This window comes from Psychrobacter proteolyticus (assembly GCF_003350005.1).
Lineage (GTDB): Bacteria > Pseudomonadota > Gammaproteobacteria > Pseudomonadales > Moraxellaceae > Psychrobacter > Psychrobacter proteolyticus.
The window spans coordinates 746478-771322 of record NZ_QLKS01000001.1 but is presented as its reverse complement, the minus strand read 5'-3'; the positions used below and the strand labels follow the sequence as shown (position 1 = coordinate 771322).

The 24845-nt window shown below is 43.1% G+C and carries 20 protein-coding genes and 1 tRNA gene; 10 read left to right on the top strand and 11 right to left on the bottom strand.

The features are described from left to right. The first annotated feature begins 25 nt into the window (after positions 1-25). Complete coding sequence (locus DXK30_RS03120; RefSeq protein ID WP_114700410.1) at positions 26-829, top strand: sulfite exporter TauE/SafE family protein; 804 nt, start codon at positions 26-28, stop codon at positions 827-829. A gap of 612 nt (positions 830-1441) precedes the next feature. On the opposite strand, the gene DXK30_RS03115 is transcribed toward DXK30_RS03120, so the two are convergent. Next, complete coding sequence (locus DXK30_RS03115) at positions 1442-2329, bottom strand: LysR family transcriptional regulator (RefSeq protein ID WP_114700409.1); 888 nt, start codon at positions 2327-2329, stop codon at positions 1442-1444. Between the two features lie 117 nt (positions 2330-2446). Between DXK30_RS03115 and dkgB the strand changes: the two genes are divergently transcribed. After that, positions 2447-3250, top strand: coding sequence for a 2,5-didehydrogluconate reductase DkgB (dkgB, locus tag DXK30_RS03110; protein ID WP_114700408.1), 804 nt, complete (start codon positions 2447-2449; stop codon positions 3248-3250). A 38-nt stretch (positions 3251-3288) separates the two neighbouring features. Beyond that, complete coding sequence (locus tag DXK30_RS03105; protein ID WP_114700407.1) at positions 3289-3873, top strand: NAD(P)H-dependent oxidoreductase; 585 nt, start codon at positions 3289-3291, stop codon at positions 3871-3873. Between the two features lie 337 nt (positions 3874-4210). On the opposite strand, the gene DXK30_RS03100 is transcribed toward DXK30_RS03105, so the two are convergent. Then, the gene (locus DXK30_RS03100; protein WP_114700406.1) at positions 4211-5869 is read right to left on the bottom strand and encodes an isovaleryl-CoA dehydrogenase; all 1659 of its coding nucleotides are present in this window, start codon (positions 5867-5869) and stop codon (positions 4211-4213) included. Between the two features lie 107 nt (positions 5870-5976). On the opposite strand from DXK30_RS03100, the gene DXK30_RS03095 reads away from it, so the two are divergent. Continuing rightward, positions 5977-6780, top strand: a complete 804-nt coding sequence (locus DXK30_RS03095) for a PaaX family transcriptional regulator (RefSeq protein WP_227670648.1) — start codon at positions 5977-5979, stop codon at positions 6778-6780. Positions 6781-6904: 124 nt separating this feature from the next. On the opposite strand, the gene cadR is transcribed toward DXK30_RS03095, so the two are convergent. After that, a complete protein-coding gene (gene cadR, locus DXK30_RS03090; protein WP_114700404.1) occupies positions 6905-7336 on the bottom strand; it encodes a Cd(II)/Pb(II)-responsive transcriptional regulator in 432 nt (143 codons plus the stop codon). 166 nt (positions 7337-7502) lie between these two features. On the opposite strand from cadR, the gene DXK30_RS03085 reads away from it, so the two are divergent. Next, positions 7503-9695, top strand: coding sequence for a heavy metal translocating P-type ATPase (locus DXK30_RS03085; RefSeq protein ID WP_114700403.1), 2193 nt, complete (start codon positions 7503-7505; stop codon positions 9693-9695). A gap of 62 nt (positions 9696-9757) precedes the next feature. Here DXK30_RS03085 and DXK30_RS03080 read toward each other — a convergent pair whose 3' ends face one another. Continuing rightward, positions 9758-10066 (bottom strand): MgtC/SapB family protein, encoded by a 309-nt coding sequence (locus DXK30_RS03080; protein ID WP_265089067.1) that lies wholly within the window; start codon positions 10064-10066, stop codon positions 9758-9760. Between the two features lie 334 nt (positions 10067-10400). On the opposite strand from DXK30_RS03080, the gene DXK30_RS03075 reads away from it, so the two are divergent. Next, positions 10401-10574: a helix-turn-helix domain-containing protein gene (locus DXK30_RS03075; RefSeq protein WP_114700402.1), complete on the top strand. Its 174-nt coding sequence runs from the start codon at positions 10401-10403 to the stop codon at positions 10572-10574. Between the two features lie 172 nt (positions 10575-10746). Here DXK30_RS03075 and DXK30_RS03070 read toward each other — a convergent pair. Beyond that, positions 10747-10823, bottom strand: a tRNA-Val gene (locus DXK30_RS03070). Positions 10824-11133: 310 nt separating this feature from the next. Between DXK30_RS03070 and DXK30_RS03065 the strand changes: the two genes are divergently transcribed. Continuing rightward, positions 11134-12111 (top strand): glutathione S-transferase family protein, encoded by a 978-nt coding sequence (locus DXK30_RS03065; RefSeq protein ID WP_114700401.1) that lies wholly within the window; start codon positions 11134-11136, stop codon positions 12109-12111. 90 nt (positions 12112-12201) lie between these two features. On the opposite strand, the gene hemB is transcribed toward DXK30_RS03065, so the two are convergent. The 5 genes from hemB to DXK30_RS03040 form a co-directional block, all read right to left on the bottom strand. Beyond that, positions 12202-13209, bottom strand: coding sequence for a porphobilinogen synthase (hemB, locus tag DXK30_RS03060; protein ID WP_114700400.1), 1008 nt, complete (start codon positions 13207-13209; stop codon positions 12202-12204). A gap of 268 nt (positions 13210-13477) precedes the next feature. After that, the gene (locus tag DXK30_RS03055; protein ID WP_114700399.1) at positions 13478-15292 is read right to left on the bottom strand and encodes an efflux transporter outer membrane subunit; all 1815 of its coding nucleotides are present in this window, start codon (positions 15290-15292) and stop codon (positions 13478-13480) included. After that, positions 15289-18519 (bottom strand): efflux RND transporter permease subunit, encoded by a 3231-nt coding sequence (locus DXK30_RS03050; protein WP_114700398.1) that lies wholly within the window; start codon positions 18517-18519, stop codon positions 15289-15291. Before DXK30_RS03050 ends, DXK30_RS03055 begins: the two co-directional genes overlap by 4 nt. A gap of 34 nt (positions 18520-18553) precedes the next feature. Then, entirely contained in the window at positions 18554-19954 is a 1401-nt protein-coding gene (locus DXK30_RS03045) for an efflux RND transporter periplasmic adaptor subunit (RefSeq protein WP_114700397.1), read from the bottom strand. 783 nt (positions 19955-20737) lie between these two features. After that, a complete protein-coding gene (locus DXK30_RS03040; protein ID WP_114700396.1) occupies positions 20738-21763 on the bottom strand; it encodes a polyprenyl synthetase family protein in 1026 nt (341 codons plus the stop codon). A 569-nt stretch (positions 21764-22332) separates the two neighbouring features. On the opposite strand from DXK30_RS03040, the gene rplU reads away from it, so the two are divergent. The 3 genes from rplU to lolA all read left to right on the top strand — a co-directional run bounded on the left by rplU (position 22333) and on the right by lolA (position 24091). Next, positions 22333-22644 (top strand): 50S ribosomal protein L21, encoded by a 312-nt coding sequence (rplU, locus tag DXK30_RS03035; protein ID WP_057761012.1) that lies wholly within the window; start codon positions 22333-22335, stop codon positions 22642-22644. 91 nt (positions 22645-22735) lie between these two features. Continuing rightward, positions 22736-22993: a 50S ribosomal protein L27 gene (gene rpmA, locus DXK30_RS03030; RefSeq protein WP_021813611.1), complete on the top strand. Its 258-nt coding sequence runs from the start codon at positions 22736-22738 to the stop codon at positions 22991-22993. A 411-nt stretch (positions 22994-23404) separates the two neighbouring features. Beyond that, positions 23405-24091, top strand: a complete 687-nt coding sequence (gene lolA / locus DXK30_RS03025; protein WP_057761010.1) for an outer membrane lipoprotein chaperone LolA — start codon at positions 23405-23407, stop codon at positions 24089-24091. Positions 24092-24211: 120 nt separating this feature from the next. Here the strand turns inward: lolA and scpB are convergent, their stop codons facing one another. After that, the gene (gene scpB / locus DXK30_RS03020; protein ID WP_114700395.1) at positions 24212-24826 is read right to left on the bottom strand and encodes an SMC-Scp complex subunit ScpB; all 615 of its coding nucleotides are present in this window, start codon (positions 24824-24826) and stop codon (positions 24212-24214) included. Positions 24827-24845 lie beyond the last annotated feature (19 nt).

The following is a 24845-nucleotide window of genomic DNA, read 5'->3' as shown; positions in this document are numbered from 1 at the left end:
ATAATCACGAAAAGGTAGGCATTACATGTTGTATGTATGGTTTATCATTGCTGGTGCGTTTGCAGGTCTCAGTGCAGGTTTGTTCGGCATCGGTGGTGGCATGATTATCGTGCCAGTGCTGGTATGGATTTTTACGGCGTACGCCTTTCCTCCTGAGGTTGTCACACATTTAGCGATTGGCACTTCCTTGGCAACAATTGCAGTCACTTCTCTTAGCTCACTGATGGCACATCACAAGCATGACAGCGTGCGCTGGGAAGTTTGGCGCAATATGGCTCTAGGGCTAGTCATTGGTAGTTTGGTCGGCGCTGGTATTGCTGACATGATTGATGGTCAGATTCTACAAATGATTATCGGTGTGGGTGCTTTATTAATGGCGCTAAAAATGCTTTTTTCATCTAACAAAGATCAGATGGTCAAGCCGTTACCGCCTGCAAGTTTACAGTTTGGTGCCGGCACCGGTATTGGGCTGGCATCATCTATTTTTGGTATTGGTGGTGGTAGTCTAACGGTGCCATTTTTGAATTGGTCAGGATTATCGATGAGACAATCCGTCGGTACCTCTGCAGCATGTGGTTTACCTATTGCGTTGGCTGGCGCGGCTGGCTTTGCTTGGTTTGGTCAAGAGGTTGTCAATATGCCTGAAGGCACGATAGGCTTTATACATGTTACTGGTTTTATATGTATTTCAGTGGCCAGCTTTGCGATGGCAAAAGTAGGGGCGAAGCTTGCGCATATCTTACCTGCGTTAACGTTAAAGAGGTTATTTGGCGTATTACTACTCGTTGCTGGTGGGCAGTTATTTTTAAGTGGACTTGGTGTTTTGTAGCAATTCTAGGTACTATTTTTTATTCGAATGGTAAGTCAGGATTTTGCTTCGCATGTTCTCGCAAATATTTTTAGAATCAAGCAAGCCAATGACGTATATACTTTAAAGTATTACTAATAAATAAAATACCTATAGTCTAAGGTCTACAATAAATAGTTTTTCATCTGTAATCATTATCATATGCATAAAAAACCGTAGTAGTGGCGAATATTGTCATTTATTCGTCCGTTGTCTTCCAATACCGCGCTTAGTAGTAATATCGGCAACCTCGCTCGCACGTGTCATTAAAATGCTTGCTAACTAATCTGATTTATTCAATGATATATTTCCCTCGTAGATCTATAGTCGTAGTTAAACTCGGGTCAGACCATTTGGTCACCATCACTTTCTTAAATGACTTAGTGCTGATGGAGTAATTGTTGCTATTCGTGGATGCAAGCAAGCATTTTCCGCTACAACCCATATTCCACGGACAAAAAAAGCCCCAATCTTAAGGTTGGGGCTTTCTAAATTTGGTAGTCGTAGTCGGATTCGAGCCAACGACCTCTACCATGTCAAAGTAGGTCGAACAAAATGTATATGATGACGATATTTTATTAGGTTTTATCAATCTTAAAGCGCTATTTCCGCCTTTAAAAATTTAATAAATGAGCTAACACGTTCTGATAGCTTTCTATTTTTGTAGTAAACCAAATTAATAGGCTGTTGTGTTTTGATCGTACTAGACACAAATAGCTGAATTAAATCTCCTTTTTGGATATCTTGATAAGTCATAAAATCAGACAAACACACTATACCGGTCCCGCATAAAGCAAGCTGTCTTAACGTCTCGCCACTATCCGCTTTTATATGCGTATGAATATGCAATAAATTATTAGCCGCATCATAGATAGGCCAATCATTTAATTTCTCCAATGAATTAAAACCTAATAACTGATGATGAACCAAGTCCTCCACACTTTTAGGCGTACCGTGTTTTTTCAAATAAACAGGACTGGCTAAAATACGAATCTGGCTTAAGCCTAGTGGTGTGGCACTCAATGAAGAGTCTTTTAGTTCGCCGATACGAACGGCCACATCTGTGCGTGCTTCTAACAAATCGACTAAGCTTTCATTACTGACCAATTCGATATCGATTTGTGGGTAAGCATTACTATATTTATCGATTAATGGTGCAATCACATGCAACATAAAGGGAGTAGCCGCATCAATGCGCAACTTACCAGATGGCACCTCTTTATTTTTCACCATCATATCTCCCGCATCTTCTATATCACTGAGAATCCTCCGCACACGTTCCAGATATTTTTCACCCTCCTGTGTCAGCTCCAAACGCCGTGTTGTACGCCTAAATAGTGATGTATTTAGTTTTTTTTCTAACCTTGATAATGCTCTGCTTACTGCTGAAACCGTAACCCCCAAGTGTTCAGCGGCCTGACTGATTGTGCCTTCATCAACAATACTAACAAAGGTATCAAGCTCGTTAATCGTAACTTTCATTATTGATCCTTATGCAAGAGTATTTTGATTTTTTGTGTCTTCTTATCAATTATAACCGTCTATATAATAACTGCAAATCCAATAACAACTTTCATAGATAGGATATAGATAAAGCATATGACACTACCAAAATTCGGTTTAGGCACCTTTAGATTACAAGGTGATACGGTTATTCACTCTGTCACAAACGCCTTAGATTTGGGATATCGGGCGATAGATACGGCGCAAGCATACGATAACGAAGAAGCTATCGGGACTGCTATCAAAAATAGCGGTATATCTTCTGACTCAATATACCTAACCACTAAGATTTGGGTTGATAATTTATCAAAAGAAAAACTCATTCCTAGCTTAAAAGCCAGCTTAAAAAAGTTAGGTGTCGATGCTGTTGATTTAACATTAATCCACTGGCCAGCGCCTTCAAGCCCAGTGGCTGTTGAAGAGTATATGTCAGCTTTACTCGAAGCAAAAAATTTGGGGTTAACCAAAAAAATAGGAGTTTCTAACTTTAATGTCGATTTGCTAAAGCGAGCTATAGCGGTAGTAGGTGTTGGAAATATTGAGACCAATCAAATAGAACTAAGCCCTTATCTACAAAATCGCCGTTTGGTGAATTTCATGGAGCAGCAAGGGATTGATGTGACTTCATATATGACACTGGCATATGGCAAAGCCTTAAGAGATTCTATCATTCAAGAAATAGCAAATCACAATCAGCAGACACCAGCACAGGTGATCTTAGCGTGGGCACTCGCTAAAGGCTACGCTGTGATTCCTTCTTCAACTAAAAGAGAAAATCTAGCGAGCAATTTAGCAGCACAAAGCATCACATTGACCGATGAACAAATAATGAAAATTGACCAATTGGATGTTAATAGTCGCGAAGTCGATCCTGAAGGGTTGGCACCAATTTGGGACTAACCTACCTAGTCTATCCATTTTATGAAAGGCAGCTAATAATGAAAAATATATTGATATTGAACGGTAGCAAACGTTTCGCTCATTCAACAGGCGAGCTTAATGACACTATGACTACTATTGCTGAGCAAAAACTGCTCAATCTAGGCCATCAAGTGCAAGTAACTCATATTGATACGGGTTATGAAATCGAAGTTGAGATCACCAAGTGGCTGTGGGCAGACGTCATCATTCAGCAGGCACCTGCCTGGTGGATGGGTGTACCGTGGACCGTCAAAAAATACATTGATGAGATTTTTACTATTGGTCATGGTCGTCTATATCAGAGTGATGGGCGTTCTAGCCAAGACTCTGAAAATAACTATGGATCTGGGGGTCTGTTACAAGGCAAACAGTATATGCTTTCAGTAACTTGGAACGCGCCTGCAATAGCTTTCACAGATCCAAACCAGTTTTTCGAAGGGGTTGGTGTCGATAGCGTATATATAGCTATACATAAGGCGTATCAGTTCCTAGGAATGACACCGCTGCCAACATTTATGAGTAACGATGTCATCAAGAACCCAGCTATTAATAACGATATTGAGCAGTATGAAGAACATTTAAATCACTTGTTTCTTTGCTGATAAATGTTATGAAAATATTGGTGTAAAATCTCAAACTACCAACAACACATGTGAGCAATTGATGCTAGACGATTTCCCTCGAGTCATTGATGATGCCCTTCATGGTCTAGAGAAAAAGCTATCTCACCTTAGTGTTATCAGTAGACGGATTATTGTGACCGCTGTATGTAAAATATCAATAAAAAGGGGCGTAATGAGCTGATTAAGGCAAAAGAGCTGTTTGAAAAACTTATATTTAAGCCAGCTATGAATAATAATGACGTGACTAACATCAAGGGCAAAAGCCTCTGCTATGATTACAGTCAGTAGCAGGGGACTATTTTATATATAAATATACCTAGAGAACTGCTTTGGTCGCGCCAGCCGCCCGTTCGATCAATAAATCTACGGGCGCATCAGGACTTAGTGTACCAAAGGCTAGCCCATGCTCATTCCCAATCCTAGAACGACAGAACGCCTGAGCGATCTCCGTATGTTCAGTCTGTAGTAGTATCGAAGCCTGTAGCATCAATGCTAGGCGCTCAATCACATAGCGACTACGGAACTCTAAGGTTTGAGTGTCTTCAAATCGCTCTATCAGCAGGTGTAATTCTGCATCATAATCAGCATTTTTCCCTGCTGCCTGCTGCAGTTCCTTAAATAAAGCTCGCTGAGTTTCTGGCTCTTTTTTTAAGGCACGCAGCACATCTAGACACTGCACATTGCCACTGCCTTCCCAGATTGAGTTTAGCGGTGCTTGTCTGTACAGACGCGGCATAATAGTCTCTTCAACATAACCGTTACCACCCAAACACTCTTGTGCCTCATTGATAAGAACGGGAGCGCGTTTGCATATCCAGTATTTTCCAATTGCTGTCGCGATACGAGCAAGTGCGGCTTCATGAGGGTTCGTTTCTATCCTATCAACAGCGCGCGCAATCCGTATTGTGAGAGCCAAAGCCGCTTCTGACTCTAAGGCCAAGTCTGCCAACACATTACGCATAATAGGCTGGTTGACTAATAATTTACCAAAAGCTTCACGCTGACTGGTGTGATGAATCGCTTGAACGATCGCTTGGCGCATTTGGGCTGAAGACCCAATCATACAGTCAAGTCGGGTTAGCGCGACCATCTCGATAATGGTAGGAATACCGCGACCTTCAACTCCCACTAGCTCACCGAATGCACCTTGAAATTCTACCTCGGAGGAAGCGTTTGCCCAATCTCCTAATTTATCCTTTAAGCGTTGGACTTGTACTGCATTGCGTGTCCCATCAGGCCGAAAGCGTGGTACTAAAAAGCAACTAGGACCACTGTCAGATTGGGCCAAGACGAGATGAGCATCACACATGGGCGCTGAGAAAAACCACTTATGCCCAATGATTTCATACGAGCCATCCTCTTGACGTGTGGCTCGAGTCGTATTGCGACGTAGGTCTGACCCACCTTGTTTTTCTGTCATGCCCATGCCCATCGTACAGCCTAGCTTTTCTTCCATGGGCAAGCTGCGCGGATCATAGTGTTCGGATAACAGCTTGGGCAGCCATTTTTCGGCCAGCGCTGGTGAATGACGTAGGGCAGGGATAGCAGCATAGCTCATAGACATGGGACAACCAAACCCAGCCTCAGGCTGTGAGCCGAGATACATGACTGCCGCTCGAGCCACGTGAGCACTATCACGCTCTTCATTGCGCCAAGCAAAATTGCTCATACCGTACTTCAGTCCTGCATGCATCAAATCATGGTAGGCCGGATGAAACTCTACTTCATCTACGCGCCGACCATAGCTATCAAAGTTGCGTAATTTAGGTTTGTTTTCATTGGCTAAGAATCCACTGCTGATTAGATCTCCACCAGTCAGTGCCCCAAACTCTTTTAAGTGACTGGCTGCCCAAGCAGCACCTTCTCTTGCGACAGCTTCTTTGAGCGCTGTATCTGTTTCCCATGCATTATAATTGGCTAAGGCAAAAGGTTGATTCTGCACCTCATGGGTCTTAAATTGATTTACAATTGACATGATGATTGTCTTCCCTGATGTTAAATGTCATTTACTAAGTTTCAGTAGTTCAGTAACTTACACGATTAGTATTACATATAAAAAATAATTCCGTCAATAGGTGTAATATGAACAAACCAACGCCTCGTTTATTGCTTTTACGCTTACTTATGGTGGCAGAAGCAAACACACTTAGTGCCTCCGAAGCGGTGCTGGCAGGCTCTATCTTTGGTATGACAGAAAATAGTATACGTGTGACGTTGGCTCGTTTGATTCAAGCGGATCTTGCTGAGTTGATTGGTCCTGCCACCTACAAACTCGGACCGAAAGCTCAGAAATTGGGCGCCGATGTGGCCTTATGGCAGACAGCGGATAAAAGAACGATAAAATCCGATGGCTCATGGATAGCGGTGGCTACCGGTGGACTACCCCGCAGTGACCGCAAAATGCTGCGTGCCCGTGCTCGCGCTTTATCATTATTGGGGTTTCGTGAACTTGATAAGGGGCTTTATCTGCGTCCCAATAATTTGTTAGGCGGTATTGATGTCGTCCGTCGGCGTCTATTGGACTTGGGATTAGAAGAGGAAGCTGCGGTTTTTAAGGCCAATGATTTCGATGAGGTCAGGCAAAAAAAAGCAAAAGCACTCTGGTCGGACATGCATCTTGAAAAGCATTACAAAGAGAAGTCGCAGCAGCTCACCGACTGGTTACATGGTTTGGACGACTTACCGTCCCACGTGGCGCTGCGAGAAATATTTATCCTTGGAGATGCAGGTATCCGCAGTGTTGTTTTTGACCCCTTACTTCCTGCTCCCTTAGTAGATGAAGAAGCACGGCAAAAGTATTTTGAGACGGTGCGACGTATTAATGAAGAAGGTAGGCGTTTATGGTTTGCGTTTTTTGAAGAGGCCAAGTCATCAGAGTTTGTTTAATCAAGTCATTAGAATGAGTTTAAATAGGATAAATTGAAATGGTGGCGTAGTAATTAACAGGCAACATAAGCGTTATCTATAGCGATAAATAAGTATCAGTTATTTGCACCTATTCAGATAGTATTTAATGTGAGCCATATGGCAAATTTTCATGACAAGAATGATCAGCAAGCGCATTCAATATGCCACATGACTTTGCTGGTGCGCTACTGACGCATTTCTGCCGCAAAACACTTAAGTGTTTTTTTAACTGTTTTAGCTCTTCTATACGTGTTTCCACAGCGTGAATATGTTCATCCAACAAGGTATCTACATCAGCGCAGTCTCTGCTAGGCTCTTCCCAGTACTTAAGTAAAGTCCGTACTTCATCCAATGTCATATCGAGTGTACGACAGTGCAGAACGAACTGTAGACGCTCGATATGACTTTCGCGATATAAGCGATAATTCCCCTCACTACGCGCAGGCTCTGGTAATAGCTTTTCTTTTTCATAATAGCGAATGGTTTCTACTGTAGCGCCTGTGCGCTTAGCAAGCTCTCCGATTTTTATTAGCATGGTTCTCTCAAAGTTATTTCAAAATTGAAAACATTAAAGTGACTATAAGGTTTAGCCCTAAGGAAGTCAAGTTTATACCATTGCATATAAACGGCCTTGACTCTGAAGCCACTAGAGGGTTCACAATAGCGTTATCAAATGAATTCTTATAATGAGGCAGTTTATTATGCAATATCGTATTGAAGGGATGGATTGTGCCAGTTGTGTCAGAAAGATCGAAACTGCATTAGCACGTATGCCTGGTGTTTCTGACATACGGCTCAATTTTGCGACTGAAAAGTTAGAGCTATCGCTTGCCCCTGATTCAGATACTCAGTGCAGCGATATTGAAAAGACCATCAAGCGTCTGGGTTTTGGTATATCTGCCACTACTGGTCAAGCAAACGCAGCAGACAGCATTAGTGATAATCTATTAGATACGCAGCAACAGCGTTGGTGGCAAACCAGAAAAGGTAAGCAAGTGGTTGGTCTCGGCGTCTTGATGAGTGTCGCCTACGCATTGGCATTACTTTTCCCTGATTATGGCATGTGGGCCTTTGCTGTTGCCGTCATTGTAGGCGTTTTCCCCTTTGCCCGAAAGTCCTTGGCACTAGCGATGACCGGTAGTCCTTTTTCTATTGAAATGTTGATGTCTATCGCGGCAATTGGTGCGCTTATCATTGGTGAGGCTGAAGAGGCGGCGGCGGTTGTCTTCTTGTTCTCCGTCGGTGAATTGTTAGAGGGTGTGGCGGCTGATCGTGCCCGTGCTGGTATCAGAGCATTGGCATCATTGGTTCCAAAGACTGCGATTTTACTTGATGCACAAGGCAGGCAGCATAACGTTCCTATAGGGTCATTGCAGATCGACGATCTGGTATTGGTACGTCCTGGAGATAAAGTATCCGCTGATGGTGTCATTATTCAAGGTAACTCTAGTCTTGATGACTCACCTGTCACTGGCGAATCAATTCCCGTTACCAAGACGATAGGTGATGCGGTATTTGCAGGATCAATCAATATGGATGGGGCGCTGCAAATCCGTGTACAAAAGACAGCTGCTGACAATACCATTGCACGCATTATCAATCTGGTAGAGCAGGCGCAAGCCTCTAAAGCCCCTACGGCTCGCTTCATTGAACAATTCAGTCGTTATTACACCCCAGCGGTGATGGCTATCGCTGCACTGGTTATTATTGTTCCGCCGCTAGCGATGGGAGGTGAATGGTCGACTTGGCTATATCGTGGTTTTGCACTATTGCTAATCGCCTGTCCTTGTGCACTTGTATTATCTACTCCGGCTGCCATTGCGTCAGGGTTGGCTGTCGGTACACGCCGAGGCTTACTTATCAAAGGGGGCAGCGCTTTAGAAACCATTAGTCGCGTGAATATTGTCGCTTTTGATAAGACAGGTACGTTGACTAAAGGCAAGCCACAGGTGACCGACGTGATTGCCTTTGCACAGAAGCAATCAGTACACGAATATCCAGGATCTGAAGGTCATAATGAGATACTAGCGCTGTTTGCCAGCGTTGAGTCCGCTTCTAGTCACCCACTTGCAAAAGCCATTATTGATCATGCCAAAGCTGCCCAGATATCCATACCAGTGGCTTCCAAAGCTTATGCTACTGCGGGAAAAGCAGTACATGCAACGGTAGCTGGGCGTCCTCTAGCCATTGGATCACCAGTCTATGCAACTGAGAAAAGCTTGCTATCAATTGACCAAAAGGCAGACATTGAAGTATTGCAAAAGGAAGGCAAGACGGTCTCAGTTTTGTATGATGAACAAAGCCGTGAAGTGCTTGGATTGATAGCATTACGAGATGAGTTGCGAGATGATGCTCAGGAAGGAGTGGCTCAGCTCAAAGCGATGGGTGTGCGTTCGGTGATGCTGACAGGTGACAATCATCTGACGGCACAGGCTCTTGCTAGTCACTTAAATATAGAATGGAAAGCTGAACTCTTACCTGAAGACAAACTACGTTTGCTCAATGAGATAAAAGATAATAGCAAGATAGCAATGATTGGTGATGGTATTAACGATGCGCCAGCATTAGCAACAGCAGATGTGGGCGTTGCTATGGGCGGCGGTACGGATGTTGCTATTGAAACAGCCGATATAGCGTTATTAAAAAGCCGTGTTACAGATGTTGCTCATCTCATTGCATTATCGCGCGCAACCATGGCCAACATACATCAAAATGTAATTTTTGCTTTAGGACTAAAGGCAGTGTTCCTGATTACTACTTTACTAGGTATTACTGGACTATGGATTGCTGTGATAGCGGACACTGGTGCAACGGTACTAGTGACTCTCAATGCTTTGCGCTTACTAAAGTTCAAAGGAGCTCAACCACTAACAACTTTGTCCAAGACAAAGTAAGTATGAAGTTATTGTCAAAATGGCGGTTTGATTCTCTATTTTAATGACTGAAAATTACATCGTTAAGATTTTGGTTTAAAAGGTTTTGAGAATTGTAGGATCAAAAAACCAACTATTGATAATATAATAGCAATCTCATAGCGATCATAAGCCACTGATATCCCAATTGCGGCTGTATTCCACAATCCAGCCGCAGTAGCAGTACCCTTTGCGCCACTTTCATTCTTAAATATAGCGCCACCGCCGATAAAATCCATTCCAGTGATTATGGCATACATAATTCTAGCCTCAGCATCGGCTTCTTGATAAATATCCATACCTACTAGCATAAAAGCACATGAAGCAATTGTTACTAAAGGAAAAGTCCTCAAACCTGCACCATTATCTTCAAATTAACGGTTGAGAGCGATTGGTAGTGGCAATAGAAAAGCAATACCTAATTTAAAGGTGTGATAGAGATATTTGGGGCATGGATTACTTTAAGAGATGTGATAATACAAAATATAAGGCGTTTACATAGCCTTTCATAAGCATCAAGATTTTAATAGTCTATAGCGCATATATTAAAGTTTGTTCTAACCTTCAATCGTTTTGTCTCCAGTTTTTACCTCTACACCACACTTATGGAGTATTGAATAGGTGAACGCCTATTTTTGAAGAAAGATGGCACCATAATTTTTGAAAAAATATTAATGTAAATAAAGAATGACGGGAATTAGTAAGTCGACCGTGTACAAGCTCTATAACGAACAAAATTCAAGAATAGATTTTGACACTATGGATAAAATTTGCGAGGCTCTAGGTGTTGGAATAGGCAATTTATTTACGTATGTGCCTAATAATTCGTTAGATGAAGAGAAGTCAAAAATAATGTTATGAAGGAAGATCAGGATAGAGAGAAGGCACAATTTGGGCACACACGTTTTTTGATGATGTTTGCTGAAAGTGAGAAAAGAGATAATTTGAATCGACTTATAGTTTCCTTTTCCGCTACAGCCATATTTCAAGGACAAAAAAAAGCCCCAATCTTAAGATTGGGGCTTTCTAAATTTGGTAGGCATAAGCAGATTCGAACTGCTGACCTCTACCATGTCAAGGTAGCGCTCTAACCAACTGAGCTATACGCCTATTTAGGTTGAGCATTTTAGCAAGTTTCTCAGACTTTGCAAGTCTTTTTTAGAATAAACCTCTTTTATTATCATAATATTTGGTATTCAGCATTATATTAGTTATTAGAAAGTGTTTTTGTATAATTTAGCTAAATATTAAATTTATTAAGTTTAGTTTTTATTGTTAATAAATAGGACGATTCTAAAGAATAACGCTTATAACTGGTATGATGTCTCTCTAAATAATGCGATCATCATGATGATAATGACTTAAAGTTAATCATGCTTAGTAAACGTTAAACAAATATTAAAAACAGTTGGAGAATAACATGGGTCTCTTGGTAGACGGGCAGTGGCAAGACAAGTGGTACGAGACAAAAGAGAGTGGCGGCCGTTTCCAGCGTGAGGATGCTGGCTTTAGAAACTGGGTAACGGTAGATGGTAGTGCAGGGCCAACAGGTATTGAGGGCTTTAAAGCCGAACCTGACCGCTATCATCTATACGTGTCGCTAGCCTGTCCTTGGGCACACCGTACCCTTATTTACCGCAAGCTTAAAGGCTTAGAAGACATCATTCCGATATCTGTGGTTCATCCTTTTATGGGAGAGCACGGCTGGACGTTTGCAGAGGGTGCAGGTGTTGTTGCTGATCCAGTTATCAATGCAGACTATGCCTATGAGCTTTATACCAAGGCCAAGCCAGACTATACAGGCCGTGTCACCGTACCTATCTTATGGGATAAAAAAACAAACACGATCGTGAGTAATGAATCATCTGAAATCATTCGGATGTTTAACTCTGCCTTTGATGAGGTTGGGGCACTAGCAGGTGATTTTGTGCCAGCAGAGTTGTTACAAGAAATTGATGATATAAATACCTTCGTCTATTCAACTATCAACAATGGCGTATATAAAACAGGATTCTCTACCACACAAGAGGCTTACGAAGAGGCTTTGATCGAGCTATTTGCGGCATTAGATACACTTGAGACGCGCTTAGCACATCAGCGTTATCTGACAGGTAGCACCATAACTGAGGCCGATTGGCGACTGTTTACGACGTTGGTTCGTTTTGATGCTGTCTATGTTGGGCATTTCAAATGCAATCTGCGTCGTATCGTTGACTATCCAAACCTTTGGGGCTATCTGCGTGATTTATATCAGGTACCTGGTATCGCAGAGACGGTAAATATGGACCATATCAAGCAGCATTATTACACCAGTCATGCCAATATCAATCCCACGCGTATTGTCCCTGCTGGTCCAGTGATTGATTTTAATGAGCCACATGACCGTGCACGTCTATAGTTTTATTTTAATAGAGTAACCGCATAAAAAAGCCCCAGCTACTAATAGTCAGCTGGGGTTTTCACATTATAAAAGGTAGTACAACTACCATTAGGCATTGTTTAGCTGACGAGCCGCTTCTAGAGCAAAGTAGGTCAAGATACCATCAGCACCAGCACGGCGGAAGCCAATCAGCGACTCTAAAATCACTGCATCACTCAACCAGCCGTTCTGAATGGCTGCCATATGCATGGCATATTCGCCTGAGACTTGATACGCAAAGGTTGGTACACCAAAGGTGTCTTTGACTTCACGAATCAAATCAAGATAAGGCTGACCTGGTTTAATCATGACCATATCCGCGCCTTCATTGATATCCATAGCCACTTCATGTAGCGCCTCAGCACGATTGCCAAAGTCCATCTGATACTGTTTCTTATGGCCACCTTTTAGGTTGCCAGCACTACCAACGGCATCACGGAATGGGCCGTAGTAGGCAGAAGCATATTTGGCTGAATAAGCCATGATAGCCGTATTCACAAAACCTTCTGCTTCAAACGCATCACGCATGGCTTTGATACGGCCATCCATCATGTCACTAGGAGAGATGATATCTGCACCGGCACGAGCATGTACCAGCGCTTGCTTAACCAATACTTCGATAGTTGCATCATTGATGACGTAACCGCTGTCATCAAGCAGACCATCTTGACCATGTGAGGTATAAGGGTCTAGCGCTACATCAGTCATGACGACCATTTCTGGCACAGCGTCTTTGACGGCTTTTATCGTACGTGCAGTCAGGGCATTTTCGTCATAAGCGGCGCTACCGTCTGGTGTTTTCAAAGCGTTATCGATCACAGGGAAAAGGTCGATGGTTGTGACACCTTCTGCTAATAACTCTTTGGCATAGTTGATTAGCAAATCAATCGATAAGCGTTCAACGCCCGGCATACTAGCGATGGTTTCGCGCTGGTTTTCGCCTTCTAATACAAAGACAGGGGCAATAAAATGCTTGGGGTGCAGCTCCACCTCACGAATCATTGAACGTACATTGTCGTTGTAGCGCAGACGACGTAAGCGAGTGGCAGGGTATTCACGGTTAAAGGTATAGCTCATAATAATTCCTTATGATTGTTTTAATAGTTATCATGTTACATGGTTAAAATAATATCGCTATAAGCGGTATTTTATAGAACTAGCTTATTAAAATCTGTGCTTTATAACTGGCCGTATATAAAGAGAGCTTATATAAAGAGAGCCTACTATAACCAAAAGACATAAGTAAAAGCAAAAAGCCCCACCACGTTAAGTCGGTAGGGCTGATAGTACGTATCGACTGTCAATATGATGATAGAGCTGCGTCATCAGATTAAGGTGGGGTCATTTAAGGCTCAACAATCTGGGTCACAGGAACTTGCTCAACACTATTGTTATTGAAGCGAGTCTCTTCAGTGACCACGCCTACAGCAGCATCTTTCTTACCATCGTCATTCACATCGACGATAGCAGTAGGTTCAAAAGTAGTCGTTTCTACCGCTTGCGACTGCTTAATGGCGACAGCTTCTTGCGGCGTAGTCACACGCGCTGAACCAGCTGCTTTGATGGCATTTGTCGCTTTGGTTTTTGCACTAGTAGCAGTTCCAGTGACAATCTGCGCCAAGTTAGTGTGCTGCGGTACAGGTATGACGGTCGGTACATCAAGGTTCGCACCGCCACCAAGCGCTTGGTACAGCTCAATCTGGCTAACGATTTTCTGTAGCTCTAAATCTAGGATACCTTGCTGAGTAGAGAACAGTGAACGCTGCGCATCAAGCACGTCCAGATAGTTTGAGATACCTGCTTTAAAGCGCGCATCTGCTATCTGATAGGTCTGCTCAAAATTATCTTGCAGACGATACTGCGCTTCTAACTGCTCACCAAGTGTTGCACGCGTGGCAAGTACATCTGACACTTCACGGAATGCGGTCTGAATAGAGCTCTCATAACTAGCAAGCGTTTGCTCACGCTCAATCTGAGCCACATCATAATTGGCATCTAAACGGCCTGCATCAAAGATAGGGACACTCACGCTAGGTCCAAATGACCAGCCAACGGCACCGTTTTTAAACAAGTCATTTAAGCTGCCGCTACTGACACCCACACTACTGGCCAAGCTAATAGATGGGAAGTAAGAGGCACGGGCCACTTCGATGTTCGCACCAGCAGCTTTTAGGTTGTATTCTGCTTGTAGGACGTCAGGGCGATAACGTAGTAAATCACTTGGTAGACCCGCATTAAATATCTGCTGGCTTGTGATATTGCTGACGGCAGGTGTTGGGATAAGCTCATTTGGAATAGCACCACCAACTAAGTATTGCAATGCATTGCGTGATTGAAGAACGCTGGTCTGTGCACGTAACACGGCAAGCTTAGCATTCTCTAATGAGGCAGAGGACTGCAATGAAGGTAGCTTAGGATCGATACCTGCTTCAAAACGTTTATCCGCGATAAATAATGAACGCTCACGACTCTCAACTGTAGCTTCAGCCAGTTTTAATTGCGCTAAGCTATAGCTTAGATTGGCGTAGCTTTGGGCAATATTACTAATCAAGCTGATTTGGGTCGCATCTTTGGCTGCTGTAGTCGCCAAGAAGTTCTGCAATGCTTGATCTTTTAAGCTTGAGATTTTACCCCAAAAGTCTAGCTCATAATTGGCAAGACCTAAGTTGACGCTGTAGCTACTATTAGGGTTTCGATCAGTACGATTCTGTGCTTGGCGAGTATAACCAGCACTGCCATTAATAGCAGGTAAGTCATTAATATCGGTAATCTGATACTGTGCACGTGCTTTTTCAATAGCTAGGCGCGCACTCTCAAAGTCTTTGTTGTTTTCAAGACCGAGAGCAATCAGACCCTTTAGGCGCTCATCGCTATAAAAGTTCTGCCAGCGCTGACTGGCAATGCTTGCTTGGTCAGCACTACTGACAGTCTCTTTATCAAATGCACCATAAGATTGCTGCATAGGAATATTCGGCTCTGCTAGCACAGGGCGCATATCCGCTTTCGGAATGGTGTTACAAGCGGCCATGCTTATTGCTAGCGCAGTCAGACCCAACAGGCGGCCACTGTTTTTGCGCAAACGAGATAGTGCTGGCTGCGCATCGATAGCTGTAATAGCTACCGATGACGAGTTAGTAATAGATGTTTTTTGAGCACTCATTGTGTATTGTCTCCAAGACTTGCAGGCTGATAACTCTCAGAAGGTGTTGGGTTATGCGAGTTAGGCGTACCATTGTCACCATCTTTATCATTGGGTGTGTTGTTCTCATATTTATGCGGGAACGCACTACGCACCCAGATATAGAACATTGGGATAAAGAAGATACCTAAGAGGGTTGCTGTGATTACCCCACCAACAACACTAGTACCGATAGCGTTTTGACTGCCTGAACCCGGCCCATTCGCCAAGAATAATGGCACAACACCTAGTCCAAAGGCAAGCGAGGTCATGATAATCGGACGCAAACGCTGGCGTGCTGCGGTCATGACGGCCTCTCTAAGACTGTATCCTTCCTCTTGGTGCTCTTTCGCAAATTCAATAATCAAAATGGCGTTTTTGGCGGATAGACCAACGACAGTCAGTAGACCAACCTGCAAGTAGATATCATTGGCAAAACCACGTAGCCAGGTAAATATCACTGCACCCAGTACCCCAAGTGGAATGACCAGGAGGACAGAGAAGGGGATAGACCAGCTTTCGTACAAAGCCGCCAAACATAAGAAGACAACTAGGATTGAAAGTGCATAAAGCATTGGCGCTTGGGCACCTGACTTCTGCTCTTCCAATGACATGCCTGTCCACTCATAACTGATACCCTCAGGTAGCTTGTCTATCATCGCTTCCATTGAGCTCATCGCTTCACCAGTACTTAGTCCTGGTGCGGCGCTACCTTGAATATTCATTGACGGTAGGCTGTTATAACGAGTAAGACGCGGTGAGCCTGACTGCCACTCACTACTAGAGAATGCATCAAACGAAATCATATCGTTCATGTCATTTCGTACATACCATTTGCCAATGTCATCAGGGTTGGTACGACTGCTGGCTTCACCTTGTACATAGACGCGTTTGATACGGCCACGATCGATGAAGTCATTAACGTAGCTTGAGCCCCACGCTGTTGAGATGACACTATTGATATTGCTTAGTGACAGGCCATAAGCCGCCGCTTGTTCTTGATTAATATTGACTTTAAGTTGAGGCGAGTCTTCTTGGCCGTTTGGACGTACACCAGTCACTTTGTCATTCTGTGCGGCCATACCTAGGAGCATATTTCGGGCTTCAAGCAGTCCGTCGTGTCCAAGGTTACCACTGTCCTGAAGCATTAAATCAAAACCACTGGCGTTACCAAGCTCAGTAATCGCTGGTGGTACGATGGCGAATACTTGTGCTTCGTTTAGCTGAGTAAAGAAATACCCCATCGCTCGACCAGCGACAGCTTGAGCGGTATTTTCATCGCCGGAGCGTTCCTCCCAGTCTGATAAGCGCACAAACGCCAGACCCATATTTTGACCTTGACCAGCAAAACTAAAGCCAGCAATGGTAAAGACAGACGCAATGTTGTCAGTCTCTTGAGTATCATAATAGTTTCTAACTTTATCCAGTACATCTTGCGTCTCATCTAGCGTAGAGCCTGCTGGAAGCTGAACTAAGGTAAACATAATACCTTGATCCTCTTCGGGGATGAAAGAGCCAGGAATACGTAAGAATACTACTGCCATGATACCGATGATGGCAGCATAGCCAATCATGTATAGCCATTTAAAACGAATACTCTTACCAACAAAACTCTCGTAAGAACGGCTAAGTTTAAAGAAGCTGCGGTTGAACCAGCCGAAAAAGCCTTTTTGCTTTTCGGTACTGCCTTTTTCATGACTTTTGCCACGTTTGAGCAATGTTACACATAGGGCAGGGGTGAACACAAGCGCGACCATGGCAGAGAGCACCATGCTGGTGATTAGAGTGATAGAGAACTGACGATAAATCACACCTGTTGAACCACCAAAGAAAGCCATCGGTACGAATACTGCGGACAAGATAAGCGCAATACCAATAACGATCTTACTGATCTCCCCCATCGATTGGACAGTGGCATCTTTGATAGAAATATGTGGGTCTTCTTCTAAAATACGCTCGACGTTTTCTACCACAACGATCGCATCATCCACCAGCAGACCGATGGACAATACCATGGCAAACATAGTCAGCACGTTGATACTAAAACCAGCAACATAAAGCACGGCAAAGGTACCCAATAAAACAACAGGTACAGCAAGCGTTGGAATGATGGTGGCACGCCAGTTTTGTAAGAAGATGAACATGACGATAAAGACTAAGACAATCGCTTCAAGTAGCGTCATAACGACTTGTTCGATAGACAAACGTACAAATGGGGTAGTGTCATACGGTACAACTGAGACCAAACCTGCTGGAAAATTCCTTTCCAGCTCTGCCATGCGTGTGCCAACGGCTTCTCGCGTCTCAAGTGCATTAGCACCGCCAGCAAGTGAGATACCTAGACCTGCGGCTTCTTGGCCATTATATAGAGAGACTACACTATAATTCTCACTACCAACCTCGACGTCTGCTACATCCCCCAAACGCACCTGTGCACCAGCCACATCTGTTTTTAGTAGAATGTTGCGAAACTCTTCAGGCGTTTGTAGATAGCTTTGAACAGTAACGGTGGCGTTGATGACCTGTTGATCTGTATCAGCAGGTGCTTGCCCCAATTGTCCGGCAGATACTTGAGCATTCTGTGCTCGTATCGCATTGACGACATCAGACGGCACCATGTTATAACTGCGCAAACGTGAAGGATCAAGCCAAACCCGCATCGCATAAGTAGAGCCAAAGACTTGAACCTCGCCCACCCCTTCTACGCGACTGATTGAATCGAGGACGTTAGAGTTAATGTAATCGGCAATGTCTGCTCGATCCATACTGCCGTCTTCTGAAACAAATGCCTGAACCATCATAAAGCTACTAGATGATTTGTTAACATTGACACCCTGACGCTGTACCGATTCAGGTAGTGAGCTCATCGCGGCTTGTAGTTTATTCTGTACCTGTACTTGAGCAGTATCAGAGTCAGTACCGTTTTCAAAGGTCAGCGTCACTGACGCACTACCATTTGACGAGCTTGATGATGACATGTACATCAGGCCGTCTAGGCCTTTCATACGTTGCTCAATGATCTGTACTACTGAGTTTTCTACGGTTTGCGCATTAGCACCAGGGTAGCTTGCACTGACCGAAATCGTTGGTGGTGCGATGCGTGGATATTGTTCAATCGGTAGATTGATAACGGATATTACCCCGATGAGCATGACCAAAACAGCCAGCACCCATGCAAAAATAGGGCGATTAATAAAAAAACGTGACATAGTATATCCCTAAGTCTTCCTGTCTTGAATGGAATTAGTTGGCAGCGGCTTCTGTTGGTTTTTTGGTAGAAGTCTCATCGCCAGCTGGCTTTTTATCCATCGTTTTTGCTGCTTGCTGCGGCGTTTTGGTATTAGGCGCATTTTGTGCAGCTGGTGCTGGATTTGCGCTTTCTAACGGTTTGGCGACCACCTCTTGTTCAGGTTTGACCTTAGCACCGCCAATCACAACCACTTTGTCACCTGCTTTTAGGCCCTCAGTGACGACCCATTGTCCATCGTAAGTACCATTAATGGTGACCGGACGTACTTGAATTTTGTTATTTTCGTCAACGATATAGACTTGCGTTTCGCTCTTAGGCGTACGGGTGACAGCACTTTGCGGTACAAGCGCTGCGTTGGTAATAACACTCTGCGTCAAACGTGCCGTGACGTACATACCGGGAAGTAGCATATTGTTGCTGTTTGGGAAAATAGCACGCAAAGTAACAGCACCTGTCGACTCATCAACCTTCGCTTCAGACAGCGCAAGCTTACCGCGTACGGGGTAAACAGAACCATCTTCTAGTACTAACTCAACTGAGTTCATACCTGGCTGAGCGGTACCATCTGCTATCTGCTGACGAAGCTTTAGTAACTCAGAAGAAGACTGGCTGATGTCAACATAGATAGGGTCTAAGCGTGAAATAGTCACCAAAGGATCAGCTTGACCCGCACTGACTAGCGTACCAGCAGTGAAGCTAGAGCGATCAGTACGACCAGTAAGAGGTGCGCGTACGATGGTACGGTTAAGATCTAACGTACTGGCTTCTAAACCTGCTTTTGCGGTCTGAATGCCTGCTTTTGCACTCTCAATACCTGCTTGAGTTTGACCGACAGAAGCTGCTGCACTTTGTACCGCTGCTTGTGCAGTACGTACGGCTGTTTGTGCTTGATCGTACTGCTGCTTCGAGATGGCATCAATACTGACCAGACCTTGCAGACGTTGTAAATCATTTTGCGCTTGTGCTAATGACGCTTGACGACTGACCAATTCAGCTTTTGCATTGGCATTGTTTGCCACAGCAGTTTGATAATTGGCTTGTGACTGCTGTACGGCGGCTTGGCCACTCGTAACAGATGAGGCATAGTTATCGGTGTTGATGCGATATAGTGGCTGACCTTTTTTGACGTTACTTCCTTCACGGAATAGTACTTCGTCAATCACACCGTTGACCTGTGGGCGGACGTCAGCAGTTTGATAAGCTGCAGTACGTCCAGAAAAAGTTTGTACTTGAGGGACGGTATCGAGAGTGACTGTTTGAACGTTGACAACCGCAGGCGGCATTTGCTGCTGTGCAGCTTGCTCACCAGCAGTGTCATTGTTTTTGTCACAGCCGACCAGTACAGCTCCAGATAATACAGATGCTATTACAAGCGCAAGATAAGAGTGCTTCATCAATGTCCTCGGCAATATATAAATAATGACAGTATAAAAAATCGATCAATAAGTTTGGCGTGCTGAATATAAAGGTCTTGTTAGTGCTAAATAAATATAGTGAATAGCCTAGGCTAGTGCTATTTACTCAAATTTCAGATTATTCAGTTAGTGAAATATTACTAATAGAAAATCTGATATCGATTAAGTACCAAAAGGATTATTTAGCCTTAATTGTTTAAGCAAACAAAAGAATGGATTAATAAATTTAATGAGTCATTATAAACTATTGGGGTAACCCCACAGTCAAGTGATTTACGACAGGAAAAGGGGTAAAAATCAGAAATATTACGTTCTACGGATGTATAAAATGCCGCTATAGTAAGTCTCAAGTCAACTAACAGCTAATAGAGAGACATACAACCTGCTATCGAAATTTATTGTAAGTTTTTGTTATAATTGTAAAGCCATAGCACTACTAAGGTCTTTAAATAGCCAAAAAACTACTTTGTCAACAAAATGATGATTTTAGCAACCCCTAATTCCAGCCATAGAAAATTACTATTAGAATGGCTCTACTAAGTGGGATCAAACATCATCTGACCGTTAAAAAAGCCTTATACGATTATAGTATGCCAAAGATTTATGAAACTTAAAGAAAGGTAACTATTTAGCTGGCACACTAGGTTTTATGAGGGTGATTTCAATTTATGGGCTTTCTATTCATCAACTGCTAAAAAACTCTGTTAAGAAAAGGAGTCGTCTTGATAGGCTGATAACAAAGACGACTCAGCTTTAATTGAATTATACTAGTCGTGCGCTAGCGAGTTCAGTCAGTTGGTATAAGCCTGTACGATAACGGTTGTCAGGTAGCGTGCTCAGTGCATCTTGTGCCAGTCTGGTTTCTTCCAACGCGCGCTGCTTACAATAAGCCAATGAGCCAGAGCTACGTACTAACTCGATAAGCTGCTCAGCGTTTGGCGTTTTACCTGTCTGAACGGCAATACGTAACTGCTCATAGCCTTCAACGTCGCTGTCTTTGAGTAGTTCAAGTGCTTTGATAGTCGGTAGGGTAGGTTTGCCTTCAGCAAGATCATCACCTAAGTTTTTGCCCATCACTTCACTATCGCCACTATAGTCGAGCACATCATCAATAATCTGAAATGCATTACCAAAATGCTGTCCAAAATCGCCCAATGCCGTCATATATTCTGTCTTGTCTTGCAATATAGCAGCACCTTGGGTCGCCATCATGAACAGGCGTGATGTTTTGCCATCGATAATGCGTAAGTAATCTTCCTCTGTCGCGGCAGGGTTATGCTGATGCTGTAGCTGTAACACTTCGCCTTCAGCAATGTCACAAGTCCCATCAGAGAATACTTGCAACAATGGCAAGCTTTGAAAGCCAACCAAAAGATTAAAGGCGCGAGCAATCAAATAATCACCGACTAACACGGCAGTGGCATTGTCCCACGTCGCGTTTGCGGTTGGCTTTCCACGGCGTTGCCCTGATTCATCGATTACATCATCATGGACTAGCGTAGCGGTATGCAACATTTCCGTGATAGCAGCTAGATGCATGGCCTTTTCTGATGGATTATCATCAAACATACGTGCGCAAAGCAACGTAATCAGCGGACGCATACGCTTGCCACCAGCATTGATGACGTGTTGCGAGACGCTCATGACGAGTTGTACTTTTGAGTTCAAACTGCCAAATACTTGCTTGTCCATTACTTCAAAGTCATTGGCTACAATACTTTGAATATCAGCATAGCTAGGCGTCGATTGAGGGGCAGGCACGGTATTATTTAAAGAGGTACTAGTCATAATAAATAGTCATATTAATAAGAGTAAAGAGAGTTGGTATAACCTTGACTTTATCTATCTATAGATAAGGTATTATTTCGCTTATGATAGCATAGCTATCTGCTTAAATTGTTGGTTAAAGTATATAGCGCAAGTAGGTCAAGCGTATGATATATAGGGCTCACTATGCCTACTGAATAGAATAAAAACGATAAGAAATGTCTTATGTTTTACAGATATATCCTCTAGCGCATTTTAAGCTTATTGGTCACATAAATGATTCATAAAAGGCTGTAAGTAACTGATTGCATAAGTTATAATGGCCGCTGTTGGGCTTAATCTATCACTTATCATTACTATTTCTCATGTTTATATTGGTATTGTCGTTTATCGACTTTCTTTGATGAGCAGCAGTTATAGCCAAATGAGAAATAGTCATTAGTGTAACTACCTTGCAAAAACAAGAGGCGCGGCTTGCTTTTATGAGCAAAAAGCCGTAAAATCTTGCCTTTAATTTTTCCCTGTCGTGTTCGTCGTAAAAGCGTTGGTATAACATCAGCCACGGCACACGGGTTAAACGGAGTCATACAATGTACGCAGTAATCAAAACTGGTGGTAAACAGCACCGTGTAGTCGTCGATGAATTGCTTAAAGTTGAACTACTAAAAGCAGAAAAAGGCGAAACAATCAAATTTGAAGACGTGTTGATGGTTGTTGACGGCGATAACGTCAAAATCGGTCAGCCTGTTGTTGACGGCGCTAGCGTAGAAGTTGAAGTTGTTGAGCATGGTCGCGGCGAAAAAATCCGTATCATCAAGCACAACCGTCGTAAGCATTATCACAAAGAACAAGGTCACCGCCAATGGTATACCTTGTTAAAAATCAAAGCGATTAATGCCTAATTATCCATTTAGCAATTATTGCTAAATAGCGCACTAAATGCTTAAGAGTTATCGCATCAGCGATAAGTCAAATTAACAAGGAGATTTTCTCATGGCACATAAAAAAGCTGCCGGTTCGAGCCGTAACGGTCGTGATTCAAACCCAAAAATGCTAGGTGTAAAAATCTTTGGTGGCCAAGCTATCACAGCTGGTAACATCATCGTTCGTCAACGTGGTACAGAATTCCACGCAGGCGAAGGCGTTGGCATGGGTCGTGACCATACTTTATTTGCACTGAATGACGGTGTTGTAAAGTTTGCGACCAAAGGTAAATTTAACCGTCGTTATGTTACGGTTGAAAACGCATAATTATCTATTTAGGTCATTTTATTCTTTGAATAAAACGATTGGATAATTAAAAAAGCCCTTACTGCCTTATGGTAGTAAGGGTTTTTTACGTTTGTAGGGTACCGTAAGATAATGATGTTCCTTCTAAGCGATATCTTTAAAGCCACTATTAGCGTAATGACTGTAGCTAAAAATTCTAAATGCAAACTTTTACCGTGTAACTGCATTGGTTACAAGCGTGTATGGCAGCCGTAGTAAAGATTGCAAATCATGACTAGGCGCGTAATAAAAAAACTGGCACACTGTTGCCATTGCTGATGGTTACCAGTTTTAGCATGGTAAAATCAGTATTCATAGAAAACAAAAATTTCAATAGAACATTTTATTTTTAGCGACAACTTTAAAGCGATTATGCTTTTTTAGAGAGGATTTATGATGAACTTATCTACGAAAAAATCAACCAAACAAAAGATGATGAGTGGTGCTTTAGCAGGTGTATTAATGACATCGCTAGGTATCGCAGCACCAATGATGGCATTGACTCAAACGGCTACCGCAGCTCCTGCTGATAACCTCACAGCTGCTAAACGTCTGAACAAATTGCTGACCAATACCAAGAGTATGACGGCTAACTTTAGTCAAACGACTAAAGGTGCGAGCAGTGGTACTTTTAAAGGCTCTATGAGTGTCCAACGTCCAAATAATTTCCGCTGGGAAACCAAGTCACCATCAGAGCAGTTGATCGTTGCTAATGGTAACTCTATGTGGGTTTATGACAAGGATTTAGAGCAAGCGACTAAGCAGAATGTCGACAGCCAAGTAGGTAATACGCCAGCTTTGCTACTGTCAGGTGATCCAAGCAAGATTGATCAAAACTTTAAAATTACTCAGCCATATGACAACAAAAACTACTACGTACTCTATCCTAAGTCAGACAGTGCAAGTTTCAAAAGTCTTTCAATAAGCTTTAGTGGTGGCAAACCTGTCATGATGGTATTGAATGATACTTTGGGTCAAACAACTTCTATCAAGTTTAGCGGTATTAAGATGAACCCAAGTATTGGTAGCAGTCAGTTTAAATTTACACCACCAAAGGGTGTTGACGTTATTAATCAGTAATTAGCAGACGTATTGCTAGGTTTTGATATCAGTTCAAAATTAGCAACGTAATAAAAAGGACAGATCCTATGCGTTCTGTCCTTTTTTATGTGAGTAACTATATTTTGTTTAGCAGAAAATTTAAGACATAGATCGTATGGCTTCCATATCTGGCATAGGTGGTAGCTCATCCAGATGGCTTAGTCCAAACGCATCTAAAAACTGCGCAGTAGTATGAAGCAACGCAGGACGGCCTAGAGTATCTTTAAAGCCTTTCTCCACAATCCATCCTTTATCAAACAGCTGGCGCAGTATATTGCTCGATAATGTTACTCCGCGCACATGCTCGATATCGCTACGTGTCACAGGTTGTTTATAAGCAATGACACTTAGGGTTTCAAGTAAGGCTTGGCTCAGGCGTTCTTGACGCTGCGGAAAAGTACGCTGAATTAGACTGCTATAGTCATCAGATATCTGTAAGCGATAACCGCTGGCGGTCTCATGTAGCCTAAGCACACCTGTATCTAAGCGTTGTTGCAGTAATTCCAAGGTTTGCTTTAATTCTTTAGTAGATAATGACAAATGTTTTTTTAATGCGTGAGCTGTCAGCGGTGCTTCTGAGGCATGCAACAGCACCTCGATACGTTTACTCAACTCTTCCAAAGAATCATGCTGCGCTTCAGCTGATGGAGATGTAGTTATAGTTGTTGATTCTTGGGTTTTACCATGTTGCTTTGGGTCTTCAATATCTACCATCTAAAGTATGCTCTTATTT